The sequence below is a fragment of the Frateuria edaphi genome (genome assembly GCF_021117405.1).
In the GTDB taxonomy this organism is placed as follows: Bacteria; Pseudomonadota; Gammaproteobacteria; order Xanthomonadales; family Rhodanobacteraceae; genus Frateuria_A; species Frateuria_A edaphi.
In genome coordinates, this window is record NZ_CP088251.1 from 2,011,959 (window position 1) to 2,038,914 (window position 26,956).

Here is a 26,956-nt window from a genome sequence, read left to right on the forward strand (position 1 = left end):
CGTCGTGAACGGGCAGCGCGCAGGACCCATCCCCTCGACCGCCCCGAAGATGGGCTCGGAGTCGCGCTTCGGGCTTACTACCCCCCGGTGGCATCCATCGTCGTCGCCGATGCTGTTGCCGCTTCGCAAGCTTCGTTAATCCGCGCGCTATGGTCGCCTTGCAGCAGCGACCATTGCGCGCGCAGGCAGCGGGCCTTCACACGCATCGGAATCGGTCCGGGATCCTCGCGCGCCAGTCCCTTGTCGAGGACGCCGAACAATTCATTGGCGGCGTCCCGGTCGCCCAGCGTGATCGCGACGCGGATCCAGCGCAAAGTGCGCTCGGCGATGCGGTCGCCCGGGCGGTCGAACACGACTGCCCGGTTGCGCAACGCCGCGTCCAGCCGGGTGTGCGCCTGTTCGCGCATGCCGTCCCCGGCCTCGGCCCAGGCCAGGTTCGCCTCGGCCAGCAGGCGTAGCGGATGATTGGGCCTGAGCGTGTCGCGCCAGGCGTCGAGGAGCGCCTGCTGCATTTCCCTGGCCTCATGCCAATGGCCCTGGCGCAGGCGGATTTCGGCACGCCAGATATTGGGCATCTGTGCCTCCACCCCGCCCTCGCCCTGGGTATGGACGAAGGCGTCGCGTGCGGCGAGCAGGGTCGTCTCCGCGCGTGCGTAGTCACCTGTTTCCACCATCACGCTGCCGAGCGAGTTGTAGGCCCATCCCATCCACGTGCTTTGCGGCCCGGCCTTCCGGTACAGCGCCAGCAGCGCCTCGAAGTGCTGGCGCGCCTCGTCGAATCGCCCGCTGTTGCGCGCGCCGAGCCCGAGCGCCCAGCGCAGTTCGCCAAGGTACTTGCTGTTGCCGGCGAAGGCCGATTGCGCCAGCAGCGGCTGCAGCAGCGCGTGCGCATCAGCGTAATGGCCCTGCTCGGTGCGCAACTGCCCCAGCTTGAGCGACGCAAGCGCCACGTCCGACCCGGTCCGACGGGCGCGGTTCCACGCCGCCATGCACGCCTCTTCGGCACGCGCGAAATCGCTGGCGATGCGGTGGACGTCGCACAGCGCCGTCTCCACGCGGACCAGTGCTTCCTCGTCGTTGCCGGCGCCGCGATAGAGCGCCCGCGCGCGTTCCAGTTCGTCGATGGCCGCGGCATGCCGGTCGCGCGCGAACAACACTGTCCCGACCATCGCGTGGACCGCCGCGGCTGATGCCGGGTCGTCGCCCAGGCGCTGGTCGACATGGCTCGCCGCACGCTGCACGGCCGCCAGCAGCGTGATGTCGGGCGCGGCATCCTCGCCGCCATAGGCATCGCCCTGCCCAAGGATGTCGTGGTTCACGAAGGCGAGCACCGCCTGGTGCTGGCGAGCCTGGGTCTCCGCTTCACGCAGCGCGTTTTCGGCCCGGAAGTACATCGCGAGCGCGCCCACCAGGCCGATGCCGGACGCGATCGCCGCGGTCAGCCAGAGGCGCCGCCGGCTGCGTTCGTGCTGCAGCGCCTGCTCGCGGCGTTGTGCCATCGCACGGGCATGGGCTTCGCGCCCCCGCGGTTCGCACCGCGATTCCAGCGTGCGCAGGCGCTCAGCCAGCGCGCGTGCATCGAGCTGCCGCCGCTCCGGATTCGACGCGGCGGCCAACGCGATGTCTTCATGCAGCAGAGGATTCTCGACGTCGCTCTCCCACCCGGGCGCCAGCGGCCGCCGCAGATTTCCCACGACCATCTGGTACAGCAGCACGCCCAGCGCGAACACATCGCTGCGCACCGTGGGTTCCTCTCCCGCGATGACTTCGGGCGCGAGGTACATGAGGCTGCCCGCGCGCGCCTCGCCGCTACCCAGGAGAGTCAGGGTCAGTCCAAGCTCGGCCAGGCGCGGCGATAGTGCCGCCTCGCCCGCGCCAAGGTCGGACAACACCATGCGATGGCGGCCATCCGCGTCGGGGCACGGATAGAGATTCTCCGGCTTCAGGTCCTTGTGGATCACGCCGATCTCGTGCAGTCCGGCCACCGTTTCGCAGAGGCTGGCGCACAGCTCCAGGCGCATCGCCATATCCAGCTGGGCCAGGCCGCCATGCGCGGCGGCCCAGTCGGCCAGGTTCCCGTGGGGAAAGTACGGCAGCTCGACGAAGAACGGCGGCTGGCGGAGGTTCCAGTCCACCACCAGCGCGACGTCGGGCAGGTCCGCCTTGACCGCGCGGATGTAGCGGGTCAGCGTGATCTCGCGCTTGATGCCGTGCACGCCGGCTTCGCCCTTGGCGAACTTGAAAGCGTGCGCGTCGCCTGACGGCGAGCGGGCAAGAAACGTCACGCCCGAACTTCCCATACCCAGTCGGCGCTCGATCCGCCAGCCGGAACGGTGCGGGATCGGTCGCCCTCGCGCAGCCGCATCGCCTCGTCGGGAGGCGCGACGAGCGGCGCGCTCGAGGGTTGCAATCGCACCGTCGCCGCCAGGCGATAACCGTAGCCGTGGACGACGCGGATCGCCTCGCCATCGCCGGCCAGCGCCTGGCGCAGCCGGCTGACCGCCTTGGCCAGCGAGTTTTCCGAGACCACGCGTCCGGGCCAGCCGGCATCCAGAAGTTCGTCCTTGGTGACGATTTCGCCGGCGTGGCGCAGCAAGGCCAGCAGCACGTCATAGCTGCTGCGGTCCAGTTGGACCGGATCACCGGCGACATGCAGTTGCGCCGTCGCCTCGTCGAGCACGACCCGGCCGAACCGCCAGGTGCCGGTCCGCACTCGCCCGTCCGGCGCACCCGCCGCCTCTTCCATCCCCGCATCCCCGATGCCCCTGATCGGCCGCCAGCTTCAGGCAGTACCGGCCGACCGGCAAGCGGTTTTCAGAAGGTTTCAGAACTTTTCCCCGCCGGGGAAAGACCCGCAGCGGACGGGAATGGCCCACTTCGGCCCACGTGGCGGGCCCGTGCCCCGCGGCGAACTGCGCGACGTGAGGGGGGCGCTGGTGTTCCAGGAGATCGACGGCCAAGGCAACAACGCACCGCCGCGTTTGCCGGAACTGCTCCGGCGGGCGCAACGGGACCAGTCCGAGCGCATGGAGCAGGCCGCCGCGAGAGCCGGGTTCGGGCGCCAGGCCTATCGGGACTGGCTGGCCCTGGAGGCCGATCTCGACAGCCTTTGCGCGGAAGCGATGGATGCGCTGGCCGGCTGGCACGCCAGCGAACCTGGCCTCCTCGCCACCGCGCAGGCATGGGCGGTCGAGTTGCGCGGGATGGCCTGGCTGGCTGCCGTGGACCTGCGCGCGATAGGTGAAGCGCCCTCGCCGCCGCCGCCGCTGCTGGAGAAATGGCGCCGCTTCCTCGCCGTCGCCAGCGGATCGCAGCGCGCAGGAGAAGCCCTCGGCGCCATCGCCCTGCACTCGCGCGTGTTCCCGGGAGTGACGGACACGGCGCTGGCGGCCTGGCTCGCCCTGCCATCTGCACGACCCGCTTCGCACTACCTCACGCGTCGCCGGCAGCCCGAGGCCGCCGCCGTGCAAGCCGCCCGCGACCGCCTGCTCGACGCCTACGCCAGCGCCGCTCTGGCCGCCGGCGCGCAACGCGCGGCGGTCTGGGCGCTCGACGCATTCGCCGCCACCCGATCACAACCCCGCGGCTGAGCCGCCGCGGCGTTCTTCAAGCAATACCAACCACAGGGGAAGCACATGAAACACTCGAACCGAAACCGCGATCGCAACCGGATGCTGTCGCCGCTGGCGCTGGCCCTGCTCGCCGCGATATCGGCGCCCGCCTGGGCTGCCGATCCCTCCTGCGTGGACGCCAGCGGCAACGTGATCTCACCCGCGCCGTCCACCAACCAGGGCGTGGAGGAAAACGAAACCGCCTCCGGCGGCGTCCTGGGACAGAACGCGACCTGCAATCCGCAGGCGTCCGCCTACGGAATGTTCAACAACGCCAGCGCCGCCTACAGCAGCGCATTCGGTTACGGCAACGTGGCGAGGAACAGCTACGGCAGCGCGTTCGGCTACGGGAACACGTCCGCCGGCCAGTACAGCAGCGCGTTCGGGTTCAACAACAACGCCCTGGGCATGTTCAGCAGCGCGCACGGCAACAACAGCCTCGCCAGCGCCGACTACAGCAGTGCGTTCGGCTTCAACAATACCGCCGGCGGCCAGCACGCCAACGCGTTCGGGGAAAACAACAACGCCGCCGGCGGGAACAGCGTCGCCTTCGGCCGCAACAACACCGCGACCAACGGCAGCGACACGGCATTCGGCTTCAACAACACCGCCACCGGGTCGTCGAGCGGCGCGTTCGGCCTGGGCAACACCGCCAGCGGCCTGAACGGCACGGCTTTCGGCGGCGGCAACACGGCCAGCGGCGCGCAAGCCAGCGCGTTCGGTTACGCGAACACCGCCAGTGGCGCCAGCAGCGCCAGCGCGTTCGGTTATGCAAACACCGCCGGCGGCCTGCAAAGCAGCGCCTTCGGCTTCAACAACACGTCGAGCGCGGAGGGCGCCCAGACGTTCGGTTGGCGCAACACCGCCTCGGCGGTCGGCAGCGTCGCCGTCGGCGTGCGCGCGGTCGCTTCGGGCCAGAACAGCCAGGCGATCGGCAACTGGGTCGACGCGGACGGCAACGGCGGGGTCACCATCGATCTGGACCTCGATGGAGACGGCACGAACGAGAGCAGCTCCGAGGTCACGACCGCCTCCGCCAGCTTCGCCACTGCGCTCGGCGTCGCGTCGCGCGCCTCGGGCCTGGGGTCCCTCGCGGTGGGCTACGCGAATGTCGCAAGCGGAGGGCAGGCGACCGCAGTCGGCTTGCTCAACACCGCTTCTGGCGACTACAGCAGCGTCTTCGGCAACAGCAATACCGCGTCGACGACCAACTCCGCGGCGATGGGCACGGGCAACGTCGCCAGCGGCACCGAGTCGTTCGCGATCGGCGGCTTCAACGAGGCGTCCAATGCCGGCGCTACTGCCGTGGGCAGCATCAACGTCGCCAGCGGCAGCCGCAGCGTGTCGATCGGCCGCCTGAATATCGCCACCGGCGCGCGCAGCGTCGCACTGGGAGAACTGGGCCTGGCCGGCGGTGACGGCGCGGTGGTGGTCGGCGGCTGGTACGACCGCGACGGCGACGGCGCGGTGACACTGGACCTCGACCTGGACGGCGACGGCACGAACGAAGCCAGCAGCGAGGCCAGCGGCGCGACCGGCAAGTATTCGGTCGTCGTCGGCGGCGGCAACCTGGCCGCGGGCGAGAGCAGCACGGTGATCGGCGTCGACAGCCGTGCGTTCAACATCGGCAGCACCGCGATCGGGTTCGGTGCGGTGGCCGACCGCGACTATGCGGTCTCCGTTGGCCAGGCCGGCGCGGAGCACCAGATTATCCACCTTGCCGCGGGCACCGCGGATACCGATGCGGTGAACCTGTCGCAGTTGCTGCCGATGATGTCCGCACTGGGCGGCGGCGCCAGCTACGCGGGCGGGACATACACCCCGCCGGCATACGCCATCCAGGGGACGAACTACAACAGCGTCGGGGCGGCGTTCGCGGCGGTGGACTCATGGATGACCACGTCGGGCGTCGGCATCGCCGGCGACAGCGCCTACCAGGTCGCCGTCAACAATGGCTTCGTCGGTACCGAAACCGAATGGCTGGCCTCGCTGGTCGGGCCGCAGGGACCGGCGGGCCCGACGGGTGCCACCGGCGCCACCGGCGCCACGGGCCCACAAGGCTCCGCTGGCGATACAGGTGCTACGGGGGCGACCGGTGCGACTGGAACCGCGGGCCCGCAGGGACCGGCCGGTGCCAGCGCCTACCAGGTGGCGGTGGCCGCGGGCTACACCGGTACCGAAGAGGAATGGCTGGCCAGCCTCGGTGGCAGCGGCGGATGCGGGACCCAGGCGATCGCCTGCGGCGACGGCGCGCAGGCATCGGCCGAGGGCGGCGTGGCGGTGGGCCGCAACGCACAGGCGCAGAGCGAAGGCAGCGTCGCGATCGGCGACGGCGCGATCGCGGCGTCCTCGGTGGCGGTCGGTGCAGGCGCGCAGGCGCTGGGCACCAACACCACGGCGGTGGGCGACGACGCACTGGCGTCCGGCGACTATTCGGCGGCCTACGGCAACAACGCGCAGGCCACTGCCGACAACAGCGTCGCGCTGGGCAATGGCTCGGTTGCGGACCAAGCGAACACGGTGTCCGTCGGCGCGTCCGGCAGCGAGCGTCGCGTCACCCACGTGGCTGCCGGTACCGCGACCACCGATGCGGCGAATGTGGGCCAGGTGCAGGCTGGCGACGCGGCCACGCTGAGCGCCTCCAAGGCCTATACCGACACCCGCTTCGCCGCGTGGACCGATGGCCTCGCGCAATTCGAGCAGCAGATCCAGCGGCGCTTCGCGCAGACCGATGCGCGCATCGACCGCGTGGGTGCGATGAACGGCGCCATGGCCGCCGCGGCGATGAACACCGCCGGCCTGCCCGGGCGCAACCGCGTTGGCGTCGGCATCGGCTCGCAGGGCGGCAGGCCCGCACTCGCAGTGGGCTACCAGCATCTGGTTGCGCCGAATGCCAGCGTGTCGCTTGGCGGCGCTTTCTCCGGCAGCGAGCGCAGCGTCTCCGCGGGCGCGGGCTTCAGCTGGTAGCCCGGCTGGCCGCCCGCCTTCGGGCGGGCGGCCACACCGCCGCGGCGGTCTTCACTCATCGGCGGTTCTGCCTATCCGGCAACTGCCGCGCGGCGCGCGCCATGGCCAAATGGCGAAAAGGCTCAGCCGCCGAACTGCTTCGGGATCGGCAAATCCGGGCGCTCGCCCTGCCAGTAGATGGTCACGATCCACCAGCGATGGCCATCGAACAGGAGATGCTGTTGATGCCGCGCTGGAAAGGCTTGTCGGCCGCCGCATGGCGCGTTTCGTAGGTGCTGAACACCTGGGCGATGTTGCCGAATCGCTGCACCGTGCGGTGCACCTCGTCTTCGAAAAAGCCGATCTCCTTGAGCTTCGGGTCGCCCAGGCGGATGTACTCGTCGACGCTCAGCACCCGCGTCGTGGTGACGCCGTCCTCGCCGGTGCGCGTGGGAATCATCCGCGCTCCTGGCGCGAACAACGAGCGCAGGCGATCCCAGTCGCGCTGGTGGCCCTTGGGCCCCGAAATCGTGTCGTAGGCCGCTTTCAGTATCGCGTCGATGGATGCCACGTCCACCGGTCGCGCGGCCGGCATGGCCTGTGTCCCTGCAGTGGCGGTGCCGGATACCGGGACGCTCGATGCGGCGGAGCTCTGCGCGGCGGCCCCCAGGGGAAACGACGCTGCGAGCGTCAGTGCGCACGTCAGAAGCAGCTTGCGGGACGAGACCAGGTTCATGCGCGTACTCCGTTGGGTGTCGGGGTGGGTGGATTTCAAGGTTCCGGCAGTGCGCGACGTCTTCGCGGGCAGCAGAAAATCGAACGTCGCCGTCGGCTTCCCATGCCGGCTACGACTTCGATTACCCGCCCCCCTGAAACAGCCGGCAGCGTGGTTTCGCCTCGGAACGGGCTCTACGGTAAATGGCGCGGCGCTGGCTGACACGCCCTGCCTGGGTGCTCTCCGGCCCGTGTGTGATGCGGTTCCCAACCGCCAGGGGGCGCCTGCAGGGCCATTCGGCACTTTCTGCCAACGGCGTCAAGGATTCGTCACAGCGGCCTTCTGTCGAGCTTGCTCAGGCATGTGACGATCGCGCATTTTTGCCGTGAGCTTCGCGTGACGAAGTCTTTTCCCGACAAAGACCCGAGACCTGCCTAAAAATGAACGTTTCCCTTAAGAACCAAACGCTTGCGGCGGCCGCTCGCACCTCCGTCACCACGAAGCGCCTCGTGAAGAAGCCGTTGATGCTTGCGTTCGCCGCGCTGGCCCTTTCCGCCGTCGCCGCGCCCTCGTTCGCCGCCGACTGGTGGACTGCCATGCCCAAGCCGGTCATCGGCCAGACCGCGACCATCGACGTGCGTACCACCGGCGCCCTGGGCAACGGCGTGCATGACGACACCGCCGCCATCCAGGCCGCGATCAACGCGCTGCCGACCACCGGCGGCACGGTCACCATCCCGGCCGGCCATTACATGGTCAACGCCACCAAGCCCATCAAGCTGCGCTCGCACACCAGCGTCGTGATGGATCCGCTGGCCACCGTGGAAGTGATCCCGACCAGCGCCAGCCGCTACATGGTGTTCCAGATCTACAACGTGACCGACGTGAGCATCTCGGGCGGCAACCTGATCGGTGACCGCACCAAGCACCTCGGCGACACCGGCGAGTGGGGCTACGGCATCAACATCACGGCCGCGACCAACGTGCTCGTGCAGAAGGTCAACCTCTCCAACTTCTGGGGCGACGGCGTGTGGATCGGCGCCAAGGACGTCAACAAGGTGCACGTGCGCTCCAATTACGTGACCGTCGACGGTGTCGTGTCGAGCAACAACCGCCGCCAGGGCCTGTCGATCGGTCCGTCGCAGCACGTCTACATCGTCAACAGCACGTTCCAGGGCACCAACGGCACGCTGCCGGAAGCCGGCATCGACATCGAGCCGATGACCGAAGGCCAGACCAACGCCGTCCGCCTCGAGAACAACACCTTCGCCGACAACCACGGCAACGGCATCGAGCTGCACACCAACATTTCCGACATCGCGATCGTCGGCAACACGCTGAAGGGCAACTACGGTTTCGGCGCGATGGGCATCGGCGCCGGCTACGTGACGTTCACCGGCAACTTCGCGACCCAGAACGGCCTGGCGGGCGTGCGCCCGAGCGGCAAGTCGCACGACTGGCTGATTACCGGCAACACGCTCAAGTACAACAGCACCCGCTACATGTCCGCCACCAAGGAAGGCGGTTCGCTGAGCCGCGACATCCAGTTCAGCAAGGGCTGCTACAACATTTCCGTGTACAGCAACCTCTACTCGAACACGAAGTACGACACCTACACCCGTTAAGCATCACCCGCTGTGTACTCCCAGGGGCAGCCTTACGGCTGCCCCTCTTTTTTGCTCGGGGATACAGCGTCGCTGTCGATGAAAAGAGGAGGCGTTTTTCCCGACTCCCCAATGCCATCGCAGACATCGAAAGCGCCGGCAAACGCACACCTGATCGCTGGGAAAGACGGAATGCGTCCGAACGGCGCGTCAATTGAGGTTCACCCTGTCGTGCGCCGTGGAAACCCGGATCCGCTACGCATGCGCTTACGAGGTCATGCAACCGCAGCCTTACATCGGAGGCATCGCCGCAGGCGTCCCATCAGACCAGGTGGCGACGCCGACCAGCAGAACCGACAGCGGCGGCAACCTGGCGGCATCGACTTGATGAGCCGGCGTGTAATACCAGTAGTTCCCGCCAAAAACAGGCGAACCGGACGCGTTGGCGCCCCAGTCATCGCCATCCTTCAATGGCACGTAGAACATGACGTGGGCCATGTCATGGCCGCTCTCGTCGGAAAGATAGGATGACTTCGACATCATGTAGCACGTGGCGCCTGTGCCCAGCGGCGGGATTTGCCCGGTGCGAAGGCCAACCTTGATGCGGTCGGCGATGTCGGCGTCGGAGTGGCCTGCGAGGGTCATCGCCGTGCGGAGCTTGGCGATCGGCGTCATGCTGCGCGCGGCCTGCGGGTTGTCGCACCCGGCGGCGCGGATTTTCGTATTCCATCGCTCAGGCCAGTCCGGAGCACCGCTGAAACCCCGGGCTACCCCAGACGAATCCGTTGGTGCCGGTGACCGCCGTTTCATAGCCGGTGGGTGTCAGCACCAGGACCGTCGCATCCCTGGAAATGGAAGCGGGTGCGGCGCTCCGGGCCAAAGCGATTTCCTCGCCGCGCTCCATCAGGTAGGCCTTGACGGGGCCCATGCGGGGATAGGATCCGGTCGCCTGTGCAACGGCACCGAGCAGGGCGAAGGCGACCAGCGCGACGCGAGCGATCCGCCTGGCGGCAAGCCCTCCCGTGGAGCCCCTTCTCTCCAGCCTCCGAACGGCCAGGCGGGAGCCGCATTCCTCGCTTCCGGACGTCCTTGCGATAGTGATGAACATGCGTTGCTCTCCAGGTGGCGCCGTCTTCTCGGCTCGATTCGTGGTCTTGGGTGCGCGGCATCTCGACCACGCATGGGAACGACGAAAGTGGATCGTCCGAAATCGACATCAACCGGATTTTCATTCGATGGCACGGGCCGAAGCGGCTGCGACCCGATGCCTCGGGTTCTCCGGTGCGCCATCGGTCTTGACAGGCGCCCCGCCCCCTATCCGATGTGACCTCCAGATTCACCTGCTTCGGTCGATAACCCCAGCGAAAAGGTGGAAAGGATGCGCGTCCAGGAGGCGCCATGACTTCATGAGCGCGCATTCCAGAGTGCTCGATGTTCTGGGCGGCCGGGACCCGCGACGGCGACTGCGGCTCGTCCAGTGGCTGATCGCCAGCGCAGTCTATGTCGGGGCCGCCACGCTGCTGATCACCGGCGTGGGCCAGGGCTGGATGAACACGTCCGCGCTCATGCTCTGGCTCGGCTTCGTTCTCGCAGTACTGGTTGTCGGTTACGCGGCCTTGCGCAGCGGCTGGACCGAACGTTTCCGCGACCCCTCGGTAACGGTCTGGCAGCTTTCGATGGGCGTGATCGCCGTGAACTGGGGCTACCTGATCTGCGGTCCGATGCGCACATCGGCGCTGTTTCCGATCATGGTGATCTTCGCCTTCGGCGCGTTCACGCTGCGGTGGCGCGAGATCGCCTGGGTGACCGTGCTGGCGGTATCCAGCCTGGTCGCGGCGGTGGCGGCGCGCGCGCTCTACCCCCAGTGGGTGCCGGCACAGGGCGAGGTGGCACCGCTGCGCGTGGACATCAACAACGTTCTGATGCTGATCGTGGTGTTACCGGCGCTGGCGGTGATCGCCGCGCGCCTTTCAAACCTGCGGCAGAAGCTGCGGGACCAGCGCGAGGCCCTGTCGCGCGCGCTGGCCGAAGTGGAGCGATTGGCCGTCAGCGACGAGCTCACCGGCATCGCCAACCGCCGGTCCATGCGCAGCCTGCTCGAACACCATGTCGCACTGTCGGCCCGCCACGTCATGCCGTTCTGCGTTGCCATTCTCGACATCGATCACTTCAAGACCGTCAACGACGAGCTGGGGCACGCGGCCGGCGACGAGGTGTTGAAAGCGTTCGCGCGGCGCGCGTCCGAAACACTGCGCAGCTCCGACGTGCTCGGGCGCTGGGGAGGCGAGGAGTTTGTGCTGGTGATGCCCTGCGACCTCGAGGCGGCTCGCCGCGTACTCGAGCGCACCCACCGCGCGGTCTTCAGCAGCTGCTACCCGTCGCGGCCGATCACCTTTTCCGCTGGCGTCGCTCAACATCATCCCGAAGAGAGCGCCGACCACTTGCTGTCACGCGCAGACCTGGCCCTGTACCGGGCCAAGCGCTCCGGCCGGAATCGTTACGTTGAAGCGGGCTGAGTCAGCGGGTCACGGCAGCACAACCGACCGTGAAGCGCGCACTGCTTCCGCTGTCCCATCGGGTCCATCACGCGACCCACGGCAGCCTGACACTGAGAAAAGCGGCCTGTCAGCGTACCGCGGCGGGAGTCAGTCCCCCGAAAACAAGCCAGAGTCCCATCGTCAGCTCGAACAGGAAGATGGGGCCGCCGAATATCGCCACGCCGACGAACCGCTCGAGTTCGGGAAATACGATGAACGCGAACGCGCATGCGCCCATCAAGAAGGACGCAGCCACGCCCCAGGCAGCCAGCATTCGCGGGATAAAACGGGATTGGAACCACAGCCAGCAGAAGGCGGCACTTCGAAGCCGGCCAGCACCAGGCCAACGCCGTACGCGTCGCCATGGGCACCGGCGGACAGGCGCGCCAACGCCTGCAACTGACCGGCGTCGAACGCATGCAGGTAGTCGCCGCAACCCAAGATTCCCAGAACGCCGAAGTCACTGAGCGTGACCGCCATCAGGACCGAGGTCTCCACCAGGCCCCAGCCCGCAGCCACCAGGGCGATGCCGCGATGGATCGGCTTCAGGACAATGTACAGGGCGGCGATGAGGACGACATCCACCGAGAAAACCGTGAGGTTGCTGGCGATCCCCAAGCGAAAGAGGCGTTCGTGCGCCACGATGTTTTTAGCCGTCTCCGCGGCGTTCCCCAGAACCACGAGCTGGCCGCGGGAAAAGAACTCCGCAAAAATCGCCGGCGGCAGGGCAAGCAGGTATGCGAGCCCCACCACTTTCGCGGCTTTGCGCTGCGATTCGTCGATGGTGCCGATCATCATTGCTTCCCCTCAAGGCAGCGCCGTACCGCTCCGGCTCGGCAGCTCCATCACCCTGTACGCTGCCATCGATTCGCAGCCTCGACCTTGGCGGTCGCGCGGGACCGGAACCATGCGAGGCTGAAGGGACGGCGGCAATTGCCGGAATTCAATCGCCTCCGTCCCCTCGTCCGTCCTCTTCAGGCACGAACGAGCCAGATGCCGATGAGCGCCGCGAGTGATACCAGGACGAGGAAACCGTTGACGCTTACCAGAAGCGAAGGCGGTAGCCGGCGGATATCGGGACGAGGTGGCGGTGCCCCGGGGTCAAGCTCGCGCCACACGCCTGCAAGGAAGCAGAAGGCGCTGAACAGGATCAGCACCGAACCCGTCGCGCTGGCCAGCCACGGATCCACCACGTCCTTCAGTAGTGCCTTCGCGCCAACACCCGCAGCCAGGGCCGAGAGACCGGTACGGACCCACGCCGCATAGGTCCGCTCGGCAGCAAATATCGTGCGGTCGGCTGCAAGCTCGGTTCGACGGTCCGCGCTGTCGGTCTGCTGCACCGCGCTGTCTTTCAACTTGCTCGCGCTCGCGACAAGTTTGGCATTGCCTGCTCGTCGGCTATCTGTCATGTCGCGTTGCTCGCCGTGATTCGATCGACCGAGAGCCACCTTCGTGAACCAGGAACCGTAGTCAGGAAGTGAACCTCACGCGCCCGTGTGGCAGTGGGATCATGCGCACCTTGCAAAAGGACTGCGTAGCTCGGGGTCTCCGACACATGTCCCCTTCTCCGACACGGGGAAAAATGAAGCCGACCGCTCTATCGCTTCTTCTCCATCGCCCACTCTGAGCCCTGTTTCCGATCGTCCCGTCACACCATCACCGCAGCCCGACACTAAGATGTTCCCGGTCGTTCGAAGAAGGAAACGGGCAGATGATGAAGCTGGCAACCGGGGGCATTCTTGCGGCCCTGCTGACGTGCGCCGTCCATGCGCAGACCAACGCGGGGGAACAGGAAACCGATCCCGGCCTGCCCTTCACCATGACGAAGGTGGCGAGCTTCGATCTACCCTGGCGCATCGCGTTCCTGCCCGATGGCCGCATGCTGGTGACCGAGAAGGTCGGCCGCGTCGACCTGGTTACCCCGCAAGGCGCCAAGACCGAGATCGCAGGCGTCCCGCCCTCCTATGTGGAAGGTCAGAACGGCATGCTGGGCGTCTTCCTCTCGCCCCATTACGCCACCGACCACAATGTCTACCTCACCTATGTCGCCCCGGGCGAGTATGGCGGCGGCCTGACGCTGGGCCGCGGGCAGCTCGTGCTCGATGGCAAGCAGCCTCGCCTCGACGGCTTCAAGGTGCTGTGGCGACAGATGCCGACCGGCAAGGGCGGCCAGGCCGGCGCCCAGATCGCCTTCTCGCCGGATGGCAAATATCTCTTCCTCACCGTGGGCGACCGCCAGCGCTTCACACCCGCGCAGGATCCCGACCAGCCGGCAGGCAAGATCCTGCGACTGACGCTGGACGGCAAGCCCGCGCCCGGCAACCCGTGGGCAGGCAAGGTCGGTGCGCGCACCATTCCGTTGATTGACCCTGCCGAGGACACGGAGAAGGCCAAGACCGCGCCGGTGGTCAGCACCTATACCTTCCCCGGGCCCAACCTGACGCCGGCCGAAACCTGGGCCACCGGTGTCCGCACACCGTATGGCCTCGCCTTCGCACCCGACGGCCGGTTGTGGGAAGTCGAGCATGGCCCGCGCGGCGGCGACGAACTCAACCTGATCCAGCGTGGCAAGAACTACGGCTGGCCGCTGGTCTCCTATGGCGTCAACTACAACGGCGTGCCCATCCCCAACCCTGACACGCGCCCCGACCTCGCCAAGCCGGTGATCTACTGGGTGCCGGTGATCGCACCGGGCAACCTGATGTTCTACAAGGGCAACGTTTTCCCGCACTGGAAAGGTAGCGCCTTGATCAGCGGACTTGCCGCCGAGACCATCGTTCGCGTCACGTTCGACGGCAAGGGCGGAGCCACCGCCGTCCAGCGCTGGAACATCGGCAAACGCGTCCGCGATATCGAAGAAGCGCCGGACGGCACGCTCTGGATGCTGGAAGATGCCGCACCGGGTGGGCTGTACCACCTCACGCCGAAATAAATCGGCAGCTCAGATCAAACAAGGGGCCAGGTCCATTTACCGATACGGGAAAATGGACCTGACCCTTTTTTTGCATAGCTACCTCCGCCCCCTTGGTTCCCCGCCACCGGATGCCTCCGCCCGCTCGCGTACCAGGTCAATCAGTGCGCGCAGGCCGGCCGGCACGTGGCGATGGCCCGGGTAATAAAGACGCAGGCCGGGGAACGGCGGGCACCAGTCCTGCAGTACCGGGATGAGTTCGCCGCGCGCCAGCTCGTCGCGGATGTGCCACTCGGACAGGAACGCCAGGCCCATGCCGGCGCGCGCGGCCTGGCGCATCAGCAGCGGATCGTCCAGCAGGACGCGGCCCGGCACGTCCACCGTGACCGACTCGCCGCGACGCTCCAGCTCCCAGTGATGCAGCCCGCCGTGCGACAGCCGCATGCGCACCGCCTGATGGCCGGCCAGGTCCGCAGGCGACTGCGGTACGCCGTGCGCGGCCAGGTACGCGGGCGAGCCCACCACCACCATGCGCAGGTCCGGGCTCAGCGGCACGGCCACCATGTCCTGCGGCACGCTCTCGGCCAGCCGGATGCCGGCGTCGAAACCCAGCGCCACGATATCCACCAGCTTCGCCTCGCTCACGATGTCCACCTTCATCTGCGGATGGCGCTGCAGGAATTCGACGATCAACGTGTCGAAGATCATCTGCGCCGCGCCCGCCGAGGTGTTCAGCCGCAACGTCCCCGAAGGCATGGAAGGATCGCCATGGATCTCCTCCGACGCTCGGCGGATCTCCGTGACCGCCGGCTCGATGCGCGCCACGTAGCGCTGCCCCGCCTCGGTCAGCGCAACGCTGCGCGTGGTGCGGTTGAACAGCCGCGACGCCAGGCGCGCCTCCAGCCCGGCGACTGCATTGCTCACCGCGGAGGTGGACATGCCCAGCTCCTTCGCCGCCGCGCGGAAGCTGCCGCGGCGGGCCACCGCCAGCACGGCGTCGAGTTCGGTCAGGCCGGAGCGGTGCATGCGGATTGTCCCGATAATGAGGATGCCCCTTGCACCATACACCGGCTTATCGCAACGGTGCCGCGCGCCCACACTGCTCCTCGACCCGCCCCCCCTGCCCTTCGAGGACACTCCCATGCAACGCATCGAGCACATCTACATCAACGGCGCCTTCGTCACCCCGCACGGCAGCGAATGGTTCGACCTGTTTAACCCTGCCACCGAAGAGGTCATCGGCCAGGTGCGCCTGGGCGACGCCGACGATGCGCGACTTGCCATCGCCGCGGCCAAGGCCGCCTTCCCCGCGTTCTCGCGCACCAGCCGCGAGCAGCGCATGGCCATGCTGCAGCGGATGGAGGCGGCGATGGCCGCGCGCGAGGACGAGCTGTTCGAAGCCATCGTCACCGAATACGGCGCGCCGGTTTCGCGCGCGCGCTGGATGGCGGCCTACAGCCACCAGGTGATCGGCGAGGCCGCGGCGACCCTGGCCGAGTACCCGTTCGAGCGCCCGGCCGGCAGCGCCCTCGTGGTGATGAAACCGCTCGGCGTGGCCGGGCTCATCACGCCATGGAACAGCAACGCCAGCTTCATCTGCGGCAAGCTCGCCGCCGCGATGGCGGCCGGCTGCATCGCGGTGATCAAGCCCAGCGAGATGAGCGCGCTGCAAACACAGATCGTGATGGAGGCCCTGCACGAAGCCGGCCTGCCCCCCGGCGTGGCGAACATCGTCAACGGACGCGGCGACGTGGTCGGCGCGCAGATCAGCGCACATCCGGACGTGGCCAAGATCTCCTTCACCGGGTCCGGCGCCGTCGGACGCGCCATCATGCGCAGCAGTGCGGATACGCTCAAGCGCGTCACCCTGGAGCTGGGCGGCAAATCGCCCACCATCGTGCTGGACGACGCCGACCTCGCCACCGCCGTGCCCCTGGCTGTGAGCGCCGGCTTCATGAACAGCGGGCAGGCCTGCATTGCAGGCACGCGCATCCTGGTACCCGCCTCGCGGCTGGCCGAATGCGAGGCCGCCATCGTCGAGCAGGTACGCGCCACCCCCGCCGGCGATCCGCGCGACCCCGCGACCGCCATCGGCCCGATGGTCAGCGCCAGGCAGTGGCAGCGCGTGCAGGGCTACATCCGTCGCGGCATCGAGGAAGGTGCCCGCGTGCTGATCGGCGGCGAAGGTCGCCCCGATGGCATGACCCGCGGCTGGCTGGTCAAGCCCACCGTGTTTACCGACGCGCGCAACGACATGACGATCGCCCGCGAGGAGATCTTCGGTCCGGTGCTTACCCTCATCCCCTACCGGGACGAAGCCGAAGCCATCGCCATCGCCAACGACACGCCCTATGGCCTGCACGGCTACGTGCTCACCGGCGACAGCGCCCGTGGCGCCCGCGTGGCCTCGCAAATCCAGGCCGGCCGCGTGCTGGTCAACACCCTCACTCACGAACCGAAGGCGCCGTTCGGCGGGTTCAAGCAGTCGGGCATCGGGCGGGAGAACAGCCACTACGGGCTGGAGGCATATCTGGAGCCACAGGCCATCGTGGTGGGTTGAATGTCAGGGCGGCCCGCTGCTGCTGGTCACGAGCGCCGCCGGAGCACAGCGGCTACCAGCTGCCTTGCCTCACGGGTCAGGTTCATTGACCCCCACGGGAAAATGAACCTGGCCCGGTGGGCTAGATCGCTTTTGCGGACCCGGTCAGCTCTAGAAGTGCCAGGCAAGTGAACGTGGCCTCATGGTGGCTTGGCCGTCAGACCTGCGCCTGGCCTCCATCGACGAACAGCTCCACACCGGTGATGTAGCTGGCCTCGTCCGAAGCGAGGAAGGACACGGCACTGGCCACCTCCTCCGGCTTTCCACTTCGCCCCAGTGGCGTGACCGCCGCCGTATGCACTTCGAACTGCGCGATCTGTTCGTCGCTCATGCCCAGCTCGCTCTTGTAGCCCGGCGTGACCACGACGCCGGGCGCCACGATGTTCACGCGGATGCCGCTGCCCTTGAGGTCCGAGGCCCAGGTTCGGGTGAATGAACGCAGGGCCGCCTTGGTCGCGGCGTAGACGCCAAACGCTGGTACGCCCTGCTTCGACACCATCGAGCCGGTGATGACGATCGCCGCGCCGGGCTTCATCAGCGGCAGCGCCTTCTGCACGGTGAACAGCGTGCCTTTGACATTGATGTTGAAGTACTTGTCGAACTGCGCCTCGGTGATCGCGCCCAGCGGGGCGAACTCGCCGCCGCCGGCGTTGGCGAACAGGATGTCCAGGCGGCCGTGCCTCTCGCTGATGGTGGCGAAGATGCGGTCCAGGTCCGCGGCCACGGCGATGTCACCGCGGATCGGCACGACCTTCGCGCCGATCCGCGCCGCCGCGGCATCCAGTTCGGCCTGGCGGCGGCCGGTGATGTACACGGCCTCGGCGCCTTCCTGCACCAGCCGCTCCGCGGTGGCCAGGCCCAGGCCCGAGCTTCCGCCGGTGACCAGGGCGATCTTGCCGGCGTGGCGCGTGCTGTGGATGGAGGTCGGGGTATTCATGGACTCTCTCCTGGGCGACCGAATGTCGCCCTCGGGAGCAGACTATTCCTCAACGAAAAGCGGATAAATCCGGATTTCGTGGTTTCTTTATTTCCACAGGTGGATAATTACCGTCCTTCCCGTGGGACGCCGTCGATGGACCATCTGCAAGCCATCCGTGCCTTCGCTCGCGTCGTGGAAACCGGCAGCTTCGTGCGGGCGGCGCAGACGTTGCAGATGCCGACCGCCACGGTCAGCAAGGCAATCCAGTCACTCGAGCGGCATCTCAAGGTCAAACTGCTGGAGCGCACGACCCGGCGTGTGAGCGTGACCGAGGATGGCGCCGCCTACTACGAGCGCATGCAACTGGTGCTGGAAGAACTGGCCGACGTGGAGGCGACGCTTGGCCGCGCCCGCAGCAATCCGCGCGGACGCCTTCGGGTGGACACCGGCGGCTCGGTGGCCAGCGGCATCCTGATCCCGGCCCTGCCAGGCTTCCGCGCCGCCTACCCCGATATCGAACTGCACCTGGGCGTCACCGATCGCACTGTCGATCTCATCGGCGAGAACATCGATTGCGCCATCCGCAACAGCGCCACCGACCCCGCGCTGATCGCCCGACGCATCGGCGCGCTGGCCTGGACGACCTGCGCCAGCGCCGCCTACCTCGCTCGCCATGGCACCCCCGAGCGTCCCGAGCAGTTGCTGGACGGCGGCCACGTCGTTGCCGGCTATTTCTCCGCACGCACCGGCCGCAATCAGCCCCTGCATTTCCTGGACGAGGGCAAGCCGTTGCAGATCGAGCCGCCGACCCCGATCAGCGTCAACGAGAGCAACGCGCACGTCGCCGTCGCCCTGGCCGGGCTGGGCCTGATCCATACGCTGGACTTCATGGTCCGCCCGGCGATCGAGCGCGGCATCCTCATCCCGGTTCTCGAACGGTGGCGGCCGGCGCCGCAGGAGGTCTACATCGTCTATCCGCCCAGCCGCCAGCTCAGCACCAAGGTACGGGTGTTCGTCGAGTGGACGATGGAACTGTTCGCCGCGCTCGATCGGAGCGCGACAGTTGCAACGGGCAAGGTTCGTTTATCACGCACGGGAGAAGGAACCTGAGCCCTTCGGTCCCCAAGGGGCATCAATTCTTTGTTTCGCGATCTTCCAGCGTAACGCCGGGGGGATTGCCGTTACCTAGAGCCTCCACACTCATTCCAGGCGGTTTCTAGACTCAGAAGACACTTACTGGGCAAGTGCTGCGATCGGCAGTTCCATTTGAAGGACCAGGCCCGACGGTCGCCAGTCGTGCCGAAGCGAGCCGCCCAGTTGCCGGGTCACCGAGTTCAACACCAAAGTTGCGCCGAATCCCGACCGCTCAGGGCTGCCCTCGATCCGCGGTCCTCCGTTCTCGGTCCAACGCAGGAACAGGCGTTCGCCCTCTTCGCGCCAGTCGATGGCGACACGGCCGACCTCGGTGGAGAGCGCGCCGTACTTGGCGGCGTTGGTCGCCAACTCGTGGAAGATGAGCGCGAGAGCCGTCGCGCTGCGCGGGCCGCAAACGAGCGGCGTGCCGGAGAGGGCGCAACGCGCGGGTCCAGACTTTGCTTCGTGCGGCTCCATGATGTCGCGGATCAGGTCCTCGAGATCCGATCCGCTCGGGGCCGCCTGCGACGAGGCAAAGCCGCTGCGCACCCGCCCGTGGGCGCGCTGCAGCGCACCCAGCCGCCCGAGCAGCGTGTCGGCCAGTTCGCTTGCGCTGCCTGCATGGCGCGCACTCATGCGGACCAGGCTGTGCGTCATCGCGAACAGGTTCTGGATCCGGTGGTTCATCTCCCGGGTGAGCATTTCCTGCTCGTCGAGGGTCTGGCGCAGGTGTTGTTCGCTGCGCACCATGCGCAACGGGATGTCCACGAACGATGCGAACTCGGTCAGGACGCGGGCATGCTCCCCATCGAAGTACCCGTTGCTATCGGCGACCACCCACAGCGTGCCCAGCGGCGAATCGCTGCCGACGTAGAGCGGCACGAGCAGAACCTCCGGCAGCGACAGCCCCGCTTCAACCAGCCAGTCGTAAACCTTTTCCGGGTTCTGCGCGAGTACCGGGGCGCGCTGGTCGAGCGTGATGCCGCAAGGGCTGTAGTCGCGGGGCGCAAGTCCGCCGTCAAACGGCTCCAGCAAGCCGCGGAGAAAACGCCAGCGGAATGCGCCGGGCGTCGATGCCTCGTCGTAGAGGCTCAATCCACCGGTGACCGCTCCCGTTGTTTCCAGCGCGAGATCCACCAGCCGGGGAAGCAGCTCGTCGGGACAACCGGCCATGCGCGCCGCCAGATCCTGGAGCGCGGCCTTCTCGCGCCGGTAGTCGACCTTGCGGGGAACCCGGGCATACAACTCGGAGGTGATGAAGACCTCCGTGTTGGCAGCTTGCTCGGCAGGCGACGGGTACATGCCTTCTCCCTTGTCGGTCATGGCAGAACGGTGAGCACGACAGGCGATCTATGGACAATTCGGACTGTCCCGCCGATGCATGCGTTGCCGAGAAGGGAGCGCTGGCATGACGGTAGGATCGATGGAACCGTGCAAGGCGACCATCATCGGCACTCGGGGCGCAGACCACAAGGAAATCCGCTGGGCACCGAGACGGCAAGGCGCCGTCCGCCGCCGCGAAGGTCAGGTCCGTTTGCCGGCCCCCAAAAAAAAATGAACCTGCCCCTTTTTCGACACGGCATTAACCACCACAGCGGTTTTTCCACAAGAGCGTGTTCCGCTCCTTTGACTGCAGGCCGGTCGGTGACTCCGGACGCACGGAGATTCCATACGCGAGGTACTGGCAGAGTGTCTGGCGGCTCAACGGCCGCTGCCGGACCGCCGTCGGCCCGGCGCTGGAACTCGGTGCGTAGGTAGCCGGGCATGGCTTCGTCTGCACCCAAAGCTTGCGCTCTGTAGAGCAGAGAAACCCGGGTACAGGGTTGTTTGGATCGGTAACATCAATGCCGCCCGGCCTCGAGGGCTGCGGGGGACTCTCGTTGCCCGGAACATGTAGAGGAGCAAGTCGAACCTGCGCTCCAGGCCGTGCCGCAGATTGCGGCCATGGGGCACTTCCGGGAGCATGGCCGACCGGTAAGATCAACATGCACACTGCCGGTACGATAAGCCTCGATCGCGCCATTCCCCTACCTCGTAGCACTTTGAAGGCGCCCCCTGTCACCAGGCCCTCCCAAAAACGAGACGGAGGCTATTATCGCGAAAAGGCAGAGCCATTACGTAGTTTAATTGGCTCCGCCCCTTATCGTCGGCCCCCTATCTCTTCTCGGCCTTTTTTGCAGCCTTCTCAGCCCTCTTCTCCTTCGGCGTCTTCAGCGGCTTCTTTTTGTCGCTCTTCTTCTGATCCATGCCTTTCATAAGTGCGCTCTCGATCGGTTTGTTGAGTGGGTTGAATGTTTACGAAGCAGCCGACAAAGGGAACCCGCGCCCACTTCCTCGGGGCTGTGATCTGAAGCTGATCAAAGATCTGGTCAGAATCAACTTTAAAAGTGCACTCTGACCCCAGCCTCAGTCATGCCCGCTCTTAATAAAAAGGGATCTGACCCCGTTAGTTCCTGTTGATCTCACCAGCGCAGGGCCACCCCCTCTGACGCCCCATGCCTGGTCTGCGCATCGAGCCGAATACCAGCAGCGTCAGCACGCTGCATGATCACCCTCCCCTTCGCCTGCAAGAAGGCGTTGAGGTGGTCGCAGGAGACGTCGGTAGGGTGTTCACGCATCAACGCCACCAACGCCTCGGCCGCGGTGCGGGCTATCTCTGCGTGCTCACCCTCGTGATGGCGCATCGCTCGCTCGAGGTCATGCCACTTGGCCACCACAGTGTCGGACGTGCCAGGTGGCGGCGTCCACGACGGCAGGGTCGTGGTGATGATCAGCGACACCTTGGGGTGGACAAGCATGCAGCGACCGCCCACGTCTTTCACATCGAAATTCCAGGTCAGCTGCGGCGCGGTGTATGCCCAATAGCGGTTACCCCCGCTTGCGTAGCCTTTCGCATTCATCTGTGCGACCAGCGCCGGCTCGTTCCGACCTTCGATGGCGTAGTAGCGGACATCCTCCTGAATGACCGGCACCGGAATGGCTGGTGGCGGTAGCGGCGGCGTGGCGAACATGCAGCGTGCGCTCCGTTATCGTTGCAGCAGGTCAGACGCTGTTTACGTGGAGCACGTTGCCATCCGGATCCTTGAACCAGATGGCAGCGAAGCCGTCGGCTGTGTGGACGCCACGGTCGATTCGCATCCCCAACGCAGGATATTCCTCGAGCGTCACGCCCTTGGCGCGCAACGCCTCGGCGATGGTTTCCACGTCTTCGCCGCCATTCCAGGCAACTGCATTGCCCGAGCCTGGCCGCACATTTTCGGATCGGTAGACCACGAGGTAGCTGTCGCCCGTGCGGTACCTCAGCACACCCTCCATGGCCTCCTCGGCCAGTTCCAGGCGGAGGATGTCAGTGTAGAACGCGCGAGCGCGTTCGAGGTCGCTGACCGCGACGATGGCGTTCGACGTCTTGCCCTGGAGCATGGTGTTCTCCTCCCCAACGGCGGGAACCCCGCGGCGCTCCCATAAGGTTGCGCGCGTGCCGTTACAGGGGCGTCACAGCCGGACGGCGCAGGCTCGAAACAGGGTCGGAGTCGACTTTGCACAAAGCGCCTGTCACGAACGTGCACTCTGATCCCAACTCGCGATTGAAAGACCCAAAGCGCTGAGCGTGCGGGGCCATAATTGCCTCCGTCCCCGTAAGTGTTACTTCAGTTCTGCAGCTGCGGGCACGGAGGCTGGCTTCGCGGGCTGCATGTCCCCCGAAGCATACTGTCCGACCTGCAGGGTAAACCGTGCTTTTTGTCCGGACGGAATCGCCGCTGGATCGACGTACACCTGAATCTCGTAATTCGTCGCTCCCGCAACCGATTCGGACCAGGTGTTCGCTCCGGTCGTGCTCGTGTCGACCAGCTTTTTGTCATGGGTCTGGTCGGTCACTCTGAAGTGCAATTCGGGATTGCCCGAGACGAGATTGACCTTGACTGTCATGCCGGCCGCGATGGCAACGGTGAAGTTGTAGACAGGAGCCCCGGAATCCAGCACCCCATCCCGCTGCGCCCATGGCTTGCCAGCTTCGAACGTCACTGCGGTCGCCGGCGATTGCATGTCTTCGGCTCCGTATTGCCCGATCTGCAGCGCGAATTTCGCGCTTTCGCCGGATTTGATCGCGGCAGAATCGATATAGACCCGGATCGCATACGTGGTGGCCGTCGGGTTCGGTGTTGACCAGGTGGACTCGCCTGTCTTGCCGGTATCCAGCACCACCTTGTCCTGGCTCTGATCCTTCACCTTGAAAAACACGTTGGGATTACGGCTCAGGAGGTTGAGCTGCAACGTCTTGCCCGCCGCGACCGCAACCGTGTAATCAAGCGAGTCGTCGGAATGGGTGAGGTTGCCAACTTCCTGCGCCCAGACGCTGTTTGCCGGGAAGGTGACTGCGGTGGGCATATCGGCGAGTGCAGGCAGCGACATGCAGGCAGCGGCCAGGCCGACACTCACGAATAGAGCGCGGCGGAGAAGGTAGAAACGTGGCATGTAAAATTCCCCGTGGTTTGTATTTCGCTTTTGAACGTTCCGACGATCGCCGCCCGACATCGGCGCAGTTGCACCGGCGCAACCTTACTTGCCCATGACCATCCTCATCCCTGACCGGCGCCGTGCGCGACACCATACGCCTACTTCGTTCAACTCGCCATATCCATCAAAGACAAAATAAGGGGCTGCGACCCGATATTTTTAGACAAAAGGGTCAGGTTCGATTGCCGCCGCGGGAAAATGAACCTGACCCCTTTTTTCTTTTTGAAGACACCGCTTTCTCCCTGCCCCCTTCCTTTCGAATGGCCTGTATCTTTAAGAGCTGAGCCTCGCCCACGGTAGAAAGCTTCCAATAGGTCTTGCGATCAGAAACCGCTCTACGCTTTGTCCCTGGCACCATATAGCCCAGTGCGCGAAACTGGACCTTAATCGCATCGACGATAACGTGCGGCAGGATAACGGAGCCGAGATCTACCTTGTCTTCCTTATCTTCTTTCTGGAGCCGAGCTTCGGCAGCATGCGCAAAGCAAAGATGCAACTTTTCCACGAACTCTTCGTCAGAACATTCTGGAAGCAACGTTGGGCCGACATATTTTAATATTTGATCCCAACAGAAGTTGACTCTGTGCCACTTCTTGGCCTGCTTGGACGTTTTAAAGTAAACGTCAGTCTCAAATTCATCCAAACCGGAGGATAAATCGGCGACTGACATGTTGCTTTCTTCTAGCTTCCGGTTCAGCTGCGCCTCAAGCTCAGCGACCCTTGCTCTCAACATGGCCACTTCCACGCGGGAGTTCTCATCGGTGGCGTACGCACCAGGCACCCAGCCATCTGACGGATGAGTCTTTCGCAATGCCACGATAGAGCGAGATACTTTCCCGCCCAATTCATCAGGGGTGCACCAATATTTACAGTGATGAGCGGCCTCCACACGGGACCTAAAGGCCGCCAGGCGTTCTCTTCCTGCCTCTGATTGCTCAGACCTTTCTAAAGAGATAGCCCCGGGATTTCCATGTAAAAAGGCAACAATCGGCTTCCCGATCGATACAGCGTAATCATATTCTTTTTCGGTGTAGCTTAACCCGCTCATCTCGGTTGAACCATAACGACCGCCAACTACCAACAAGTAGTAATCTGAATCATCAATTACACCCTTAATCAAATCCCATGCACCTTCGCTGGTTGCTGGAAAGATCTCCATCCCAGCTGGAAAGCAATCCAGCTCGAGCAAAGCTTGCACAACCTCTGCCCTCTCCTGCTTAAGATCGGAGAACGTGGACGATATGAAAACTTGATGTCGACGATCCATGGTTCCCACTCAACGAAAACGTTTATAAGAAAACCCGACACCAGAAAAGCTGGAGTAGTCAAGAACGACGGGAACGGGATCAGGTCCAGCTCTCGATTTCTAATAAGTGCGATAGGTGAACCCGCCTCTGCTCTGGCGTTAAAAAAAAGCTCTGACCCGGGTTATCCGACTCCGGTTAACCCAATCAAAAAAAATTACGCCCACCCTGAAGGCGCCGGAGGCAATTATCCCACCTTAATTGCGTCCCTCTTTGTTGCGTTTCCCCCCATCCCTTGTTGCCAGTCTGATCGAGAAAGAGGTTAGTCAATCTTCCTGCCCTACATTACCCTCGGCGGCAAAAATGTAGGATGTGATCGAGCCCAAGGTACCCTCAAGAAATGCGAACCGTTGGCGGAACGAAGCTTCTGGCAAATTCGCAAGAAAACGTGCCATTGGCCGTTTGCCGTGCTGCGCAAACTCCTTCTTTACATATATGGACCAAGCGGGATTAAGGTGGTCGTCGAGCGCGGTCTGTCCGTCGATGATTCTGTTAGTAAGCGCCACAGGGACAACACTCGTCTTATCTCTATCAACCAAGTGTCCACTCCGCTCAGCCCATTCCCAAGCGGGCTTATCGTATAGGGTTTCCAGTACAACGGGTATTCGGAAGCCAGCGTTTATAGCTGGCAAAATATGCGGCGGCGTTGGAAGCTTAAAACATTTTGCAGATTTTATGTTGTCCGGAACCTTGTTCCACTCTGTCGCCGCCACCCGTGCGTCCTCGTCCAAATCGAGCAATCCAGCCGCCTTGGGAATTTCAGGATCATGCTTTGCCTTGCTTCGCCAAGATCGGAGCATGTCGATCACATAGTTGATGCCAGCACTTTCCCTGGTTTCAACGTCAACTTGTGCAGCATAGTCAGGAGCGAATACCTGAAGCGCCTTTTCAATGAGAATTTTGTCGGATGGGCCTTCCACAAATATTTTCCGCCTGCGAGCGGCAGCAAGCCTTTCGACTGAGGCCTTCGCCTTTTCTTGCCTGCGAACTCTGTCCTCTAAATCTGCGACCAGAGGGGAAAAGAGCGTCATAGTGCCCATCCGCTCATCTAGATCGCTCAGTTCTGCTGCCTCCTTGGTCCCTTCTTCACCAACATCGCGGAACATGTGATGGATGTTGATCCAGTCATCATCCTCCTCCTGCTTGCGGTGTAGGTTGTAGAAAACCGGTGAGTGCGTGGTAAGAAAAACCTGCGAGATCCCCTCATCCAGAAAATCCAAGAACTGGTCAGCAAGTTCGACACAGCTCGCGAGTTCCAAGCTGTTTTCCGGCTCTTCGTATCCCCATATGAAGGTATGAGGTTGAGCGCCACGCCCTTGCAAACCACGTTTTTTGTCTGCCATGAATTTTAGGATGAGAGGTATGTGTCGCGCCTTAACGCCGTCACCTCGTGCATCGAGAGAGATGCTGTCTGACTCACTCAAAAAATCAAGGCTTTCAAAAATATGACTTAGATCCTTAGGTAACGCTAGGCGGGACTGAAATCCTAGCGATCTTGCGATCTGGTTAGTTAGGTCTTGCAGCTGAGTGGAAATCGAGCGCTCAAAGTCACGACTGGAGTTTCTGAACTGTCGGTCTGCAACTTCGGAAATTACGTTGTAAATGCTGGCCCGCAGCTCCGAAAAATATTCAGGATCTTTGATAGCAGGCACGTACACGTAATTTATATTTCGCAAGAGGCCGTGTACGTTAGACCGGTCAGGAATTTCGATTTCTTCGAACCCCACCCCTCCTCGGGGACCAGCGACATCTCTCCTGCCCATATAGCTGCTATGAAATAGCCCATCCGAGCGCCAGCGCTTTTCCCAAACAACGTAATCACCATTCACGCGTCTGTAGCTTCCCGGCAAGTCGATCTCGAGCTTAATCGAAACCTCTCTAGCCCGACGGTTAGGCTTGTTATAGATATTGTGATCGGTGTCGAAGTTGAAACTGTCGAGCGCTCCGATTCTCCCATTAAAAAACAAGTTGAGGGCGCGAAGTACATTCGACTTACCCGAATCGTTTTTACCTACTAAAACTGAAAGCGAGTTCGGCTTTAGTACGAGATTTCTTACTGATCGAAAATTTCGGATCTCGATGTTTCGTATGTACAAGGACATGCTCAACTCCCTGAGAGCAAACGCGGGGACTACCTTGCGTCAAATTTAGACGAACTGCC

At 64.5% G+C, this 26,956-nt stretch carries 21 protein-coding genes and 1 pseudogene; 7 read left to right on the forward strand and 15 right to left on the reverse strand.

The annotated features are described in order from the left end of the window. Window positions 1-77: 77 nt before the first annotated feature. Entirely contained in the window at window positions 78-2,285 is a 2,208-nt protein-coding gene (locus tag LQ772_RS09545) for a tetratricopeptide repeat-containing protein kinase family protein (RefSeq protein ID WP_231320448.1), read from the reverse strand. Continuing rightward, the gene (locus LQ772_RS09550; protein WP_231320450.1) at window positions 2,282-2,746 is read right to left on the reverse strand and encodes a winged helix-turn-helix domain-containing protein; all 465 of its coding nucleotides are present in this window, start codon (window positions 2,744-2,746) and stop codon (window positions 2,282-2,284) included. The genes LQ772_RS09545 and LQ772_RS09550 overlap by 4 nt, the downstream gene beginning before the upstream one ends. Before the next feature lie 13 nt (window positions 2,747-2,759). Here LQ772_RS09550 and LQ772_RS09555 point away from each other — a divergent pair, with 13 nt between their 5' ends. After that, on the forward strand, window positions 2,760-3,590 hold the full coding sequence (locus LQ772_RS09555; RefSeq protein ID WP_231320451.1) for a hypothetical protein: 831 nt from the start codon (window positions 2,760-2,762) through the stop codon (window positions 3,588-3,590). A 45-nt stretch (window positions 3,591-3,635) separates the two neighbouring features. Then, the gene (locus LQ772_RS09560; RefSeq protein ID WP_231320453.1) at window positions 3,636-6,578 is read left to right on the forward strand and encodes a hypothetical protein; all 2,943 of its coding nucleotides are present in this window, start codon (window positions 3,636-3,638) and stop codon (window positions 6,576-6,578) included. Between the two features lie 181 nt (window positions 6,579-6,759). Here LQ772_RS09560 and LQ772_RS09565 read toward each other — a convergent pair whose 3' ends face one another. Continuing rightward, window positions 6,760-7,293 (reverse strand): hypothetical protein, encoded by a 534-nt coding sequence (locus LQ772_RS09565; protein ID WP_231320454.1) that lies wholly within the window; start codon window positions 7,291-7,293, stop codon window positions 6,760-6,762. Window positions 7,294-7,781: 488 nt separating this feature from the next. Here LQ772_RS09565 and LQ772_RS09570 point away from each other — a divergent pair, with 488 nt between their 5' ends. Next, window positions 7,782-8,897: a right-handed parallel beta-helix repeat-containing protein gene (locus LQ772_RS09570; protein ID WP_231320455.1), complete on the forward strand. Its 1,116-nt coding sequence runs from the start codon at window positions 7,782-7,784 to the stop codon at window positions 8,895-8,897. Window positions 8,898-9,167: 270 nt separating this feature from the next. On the opposite strand, the gene LQ772_RS09575 is transcribed toward LQ772_RS09570, so the two are convergent. After that, a complete protein-coding gene (locus LQ772_RS09575; RefSeq protein WP_231320457.1) occupies window positions 9,168-9,551 on the reverse strand; it encodes a hypothetical protein in 384 nt (127 codons plus the stop codon). Window positions 9,552-9,609: 58 nt separating this feature from the next. After that, on the reverse strand, window positions 9,610-9,984 hold the full coding sequence (locus LQ772_RS09580) for a hypothetical protein (RefSeq protein WP_231320459.1): 375 nt from the start codon (window positions 9,982-9,984) through the stop codon (window positions 9,610-9,612). 298 nt (window positions 9,985-10,282) lie between these two features. Between LQ772_RS09580 and LQ772_RS09585 the strand changes: the two genes are divergently transcribed. After that, a complete protein-coding gene (locus tag LQ772_RS09585) occupies window positions 10,283-11,392 on the forward strand; it encodes a GGDEF domain-containing protein (protein WP_231320461.1) in 1,110 nt (369 codons plus the stop codon). Window positions 11,393-11,501: 109 nt separating this feature from the next. Here LQ772_RS09585 and LQ772_RS09590 read toward each other — a convergent pair. Continuing rightward, a pseudogene (locus tag LQ772_RS09590) lies at window positions 11,502-12,211 on the reverse strand (DUF4386 domain-containing protein). Between the two features lie 176 nt (window positions 12,212-12,387). Continuing rightward, a complete protein-coding gene (locus LQ772_RS09595) occupies window positions 12,388-12,822 on the reverse strand; it encodes a YidH family protein (protein WP_231320463.1) in 435 nt (144 codons plus the stop codon). Window positions 12,823-13,124: 302 nt separating this feature from the next. On the opposite strand from LQ772_RS09595, the gene LQ772_RS09600 reads away from it, so the two are divergent. Beyond that, the gene (locus tag LQ772_RS09600) at window positions 13,125-14,345 is read left to right on the forward strand and encodes a PQQ-dependent sugar dehydrogenase (protein ID WP_231320464.1); all 1,221 of its coding nucleotides are present in this window, start codon (window positions 13,125-13,127) and stop codon (window positions 14,343-14,345) included. A gap of 78 nt (window positions 14,346-14,423) precedes the next feature. Here the strand turns inward: LQ772_RS09600 and LQ772_RS09605 are convergent, their stop codons facing one another. Beyond that, window positions 14,424-15,350 (reverse strand): LysR family transcriptional regulator, encoded by a 927-nt coding sequence (locus LQ772_RS09605; RefSeq protein WP_231320465.1) that lies wholly within the window; start codon window positions 15,348-15,350, stop codon window positions 14,424-14,426. Window positions 15,351-15,465: 115 nt separating this feature from the next. Here LQ772_RS09605 and LQ772_RS09610 point away from each other — a divergent pair, with 115 nt between their 5' ends. Then, a complete protein-coding gene (locus LQ772_RS09610) occupies window positions 15,466-16,884 on the forward strand; it encodes an aldehyde dehydrogenase family protein (RefSeq protein ID WP_231320466.1) in 1,419 nt (472 codons plus the stop codon). Between the two features lie 196 nt (window positions 16,885-17,080). Here LQ772_RS09610 and LQ772_RS09615 read toward each other — a convergent pair whose 3' ends face one another. Continuing rightward, on the reverse strand, window positions 17,081-17,860 hold the full coding sequence (locus tag LQ772_RS09615) for an SDR family NAD(P)-dependent oxidoreductase (protein ID WP_231320467.1): 780 nt from the start codon (window positions 17,858-17,860) through the stop codon (window positions 17,081-17,083). A 135-nt stretch (window positions 17,861-17,995) separates the two neighbouring features. Between LQ772_RS09615 and LQ772_RS09620 the strand changes: the two genes are divergently transcribed. Beyond that, window positions 17,996-18,952: a LysR family transcriptional regulator gene (locus tag LQ772_RS09620; protein WP_231320468.1), complete on the forward strand. Its 957-nt coding sequence runs from the start codon at window positions 17,996-17,998 to the stop codon at window positions 18,950-18,952. Between the two features lie 123 nt (window positions 18,953-19,075). Here the strand turns inward: LQ772_RS09620 and LQ772_RS09625 are convergent, their stop codons facing one another. The 6 genes from LQ772_RS09625 to LQ772_RS09650 form a co-directional block, all read right to left on the reverse strand. Further along, window positions 19,076-20,299 carry a sensor histidine kinase gene (locus LQ772_RS09625; protein ID WP_231320469.1) on the reverse strand — a complete coding sequence of 408 codons (1,224 nt, stop codon included), beginning with the start codon at window positions 20,297-20,299 and terminating at the stop codon, window positions 19,076-19,078. A 1,139-nt stretch (window positions 20,300-21,438) separates the two neighbouring features. Beyond that, window positions 21,439-21,987 (reverse strand): DUF922 domain-containing protein, encoded by a 549-nt coding sequence (locus LQ772_RS09630; RefSeq protein WP_231320471.1) that lies wholly within the window; start codon window positions 21,985-21,987, stop codon window positions 21,439-21,441. 31 nt (window positions 21,988-22,018) lie between these two features. Beyond that, the gene (locus LQ772_RS09635; RefSeq protein ID WP_231320473.1) at window positions 22,019-22,396 is read right to left on the reverse strand and encodes a VOC family protein; all 378 of its coding nucleotides are present in this window, start codon (window positions 22,394-22,396) and stop codon (window positions 22,019-22,021) included. Between the two features lie 222 nt (window positions 22,397-22,618). Next, entirely contained in the window at window positions 22,619-23,449 is an 831-nt protein-coding gene (locus LQ772_RS09640) for a hypothetical protein (protein ID WP_231320474.1), read from the reverse strand. 214 nt (window positions 23,450-23,663) lie between these two features. Further along, window positions 23,664-24,758 (reverse strand): DUF4062 domain-containing protein, encoded by a 1,095-nt coding sequence (locus LQ772_RS09645; RefSeq protein WP_231320476.1) that lies wholly within the window; start codon window positions 24,756-24,758, stop codon window positions 23,664-23,666. Window positions 24,759-25,061: 303 nt separating this feature from the next. Beyond that, complete coding sequence (locus LQ772_RS09650; RefSeq protein ID WP_231320478.1) at window positions 25,062-26,897, reverse strand: ATP-dependent nuclease; 1,836 nt, start codon at window positions 26,895-26,897, stop codon at window positions 25,062-25,064. Between the last annotated feature and the right edge of the window lie 59 nt (window positions 26,898-26,956).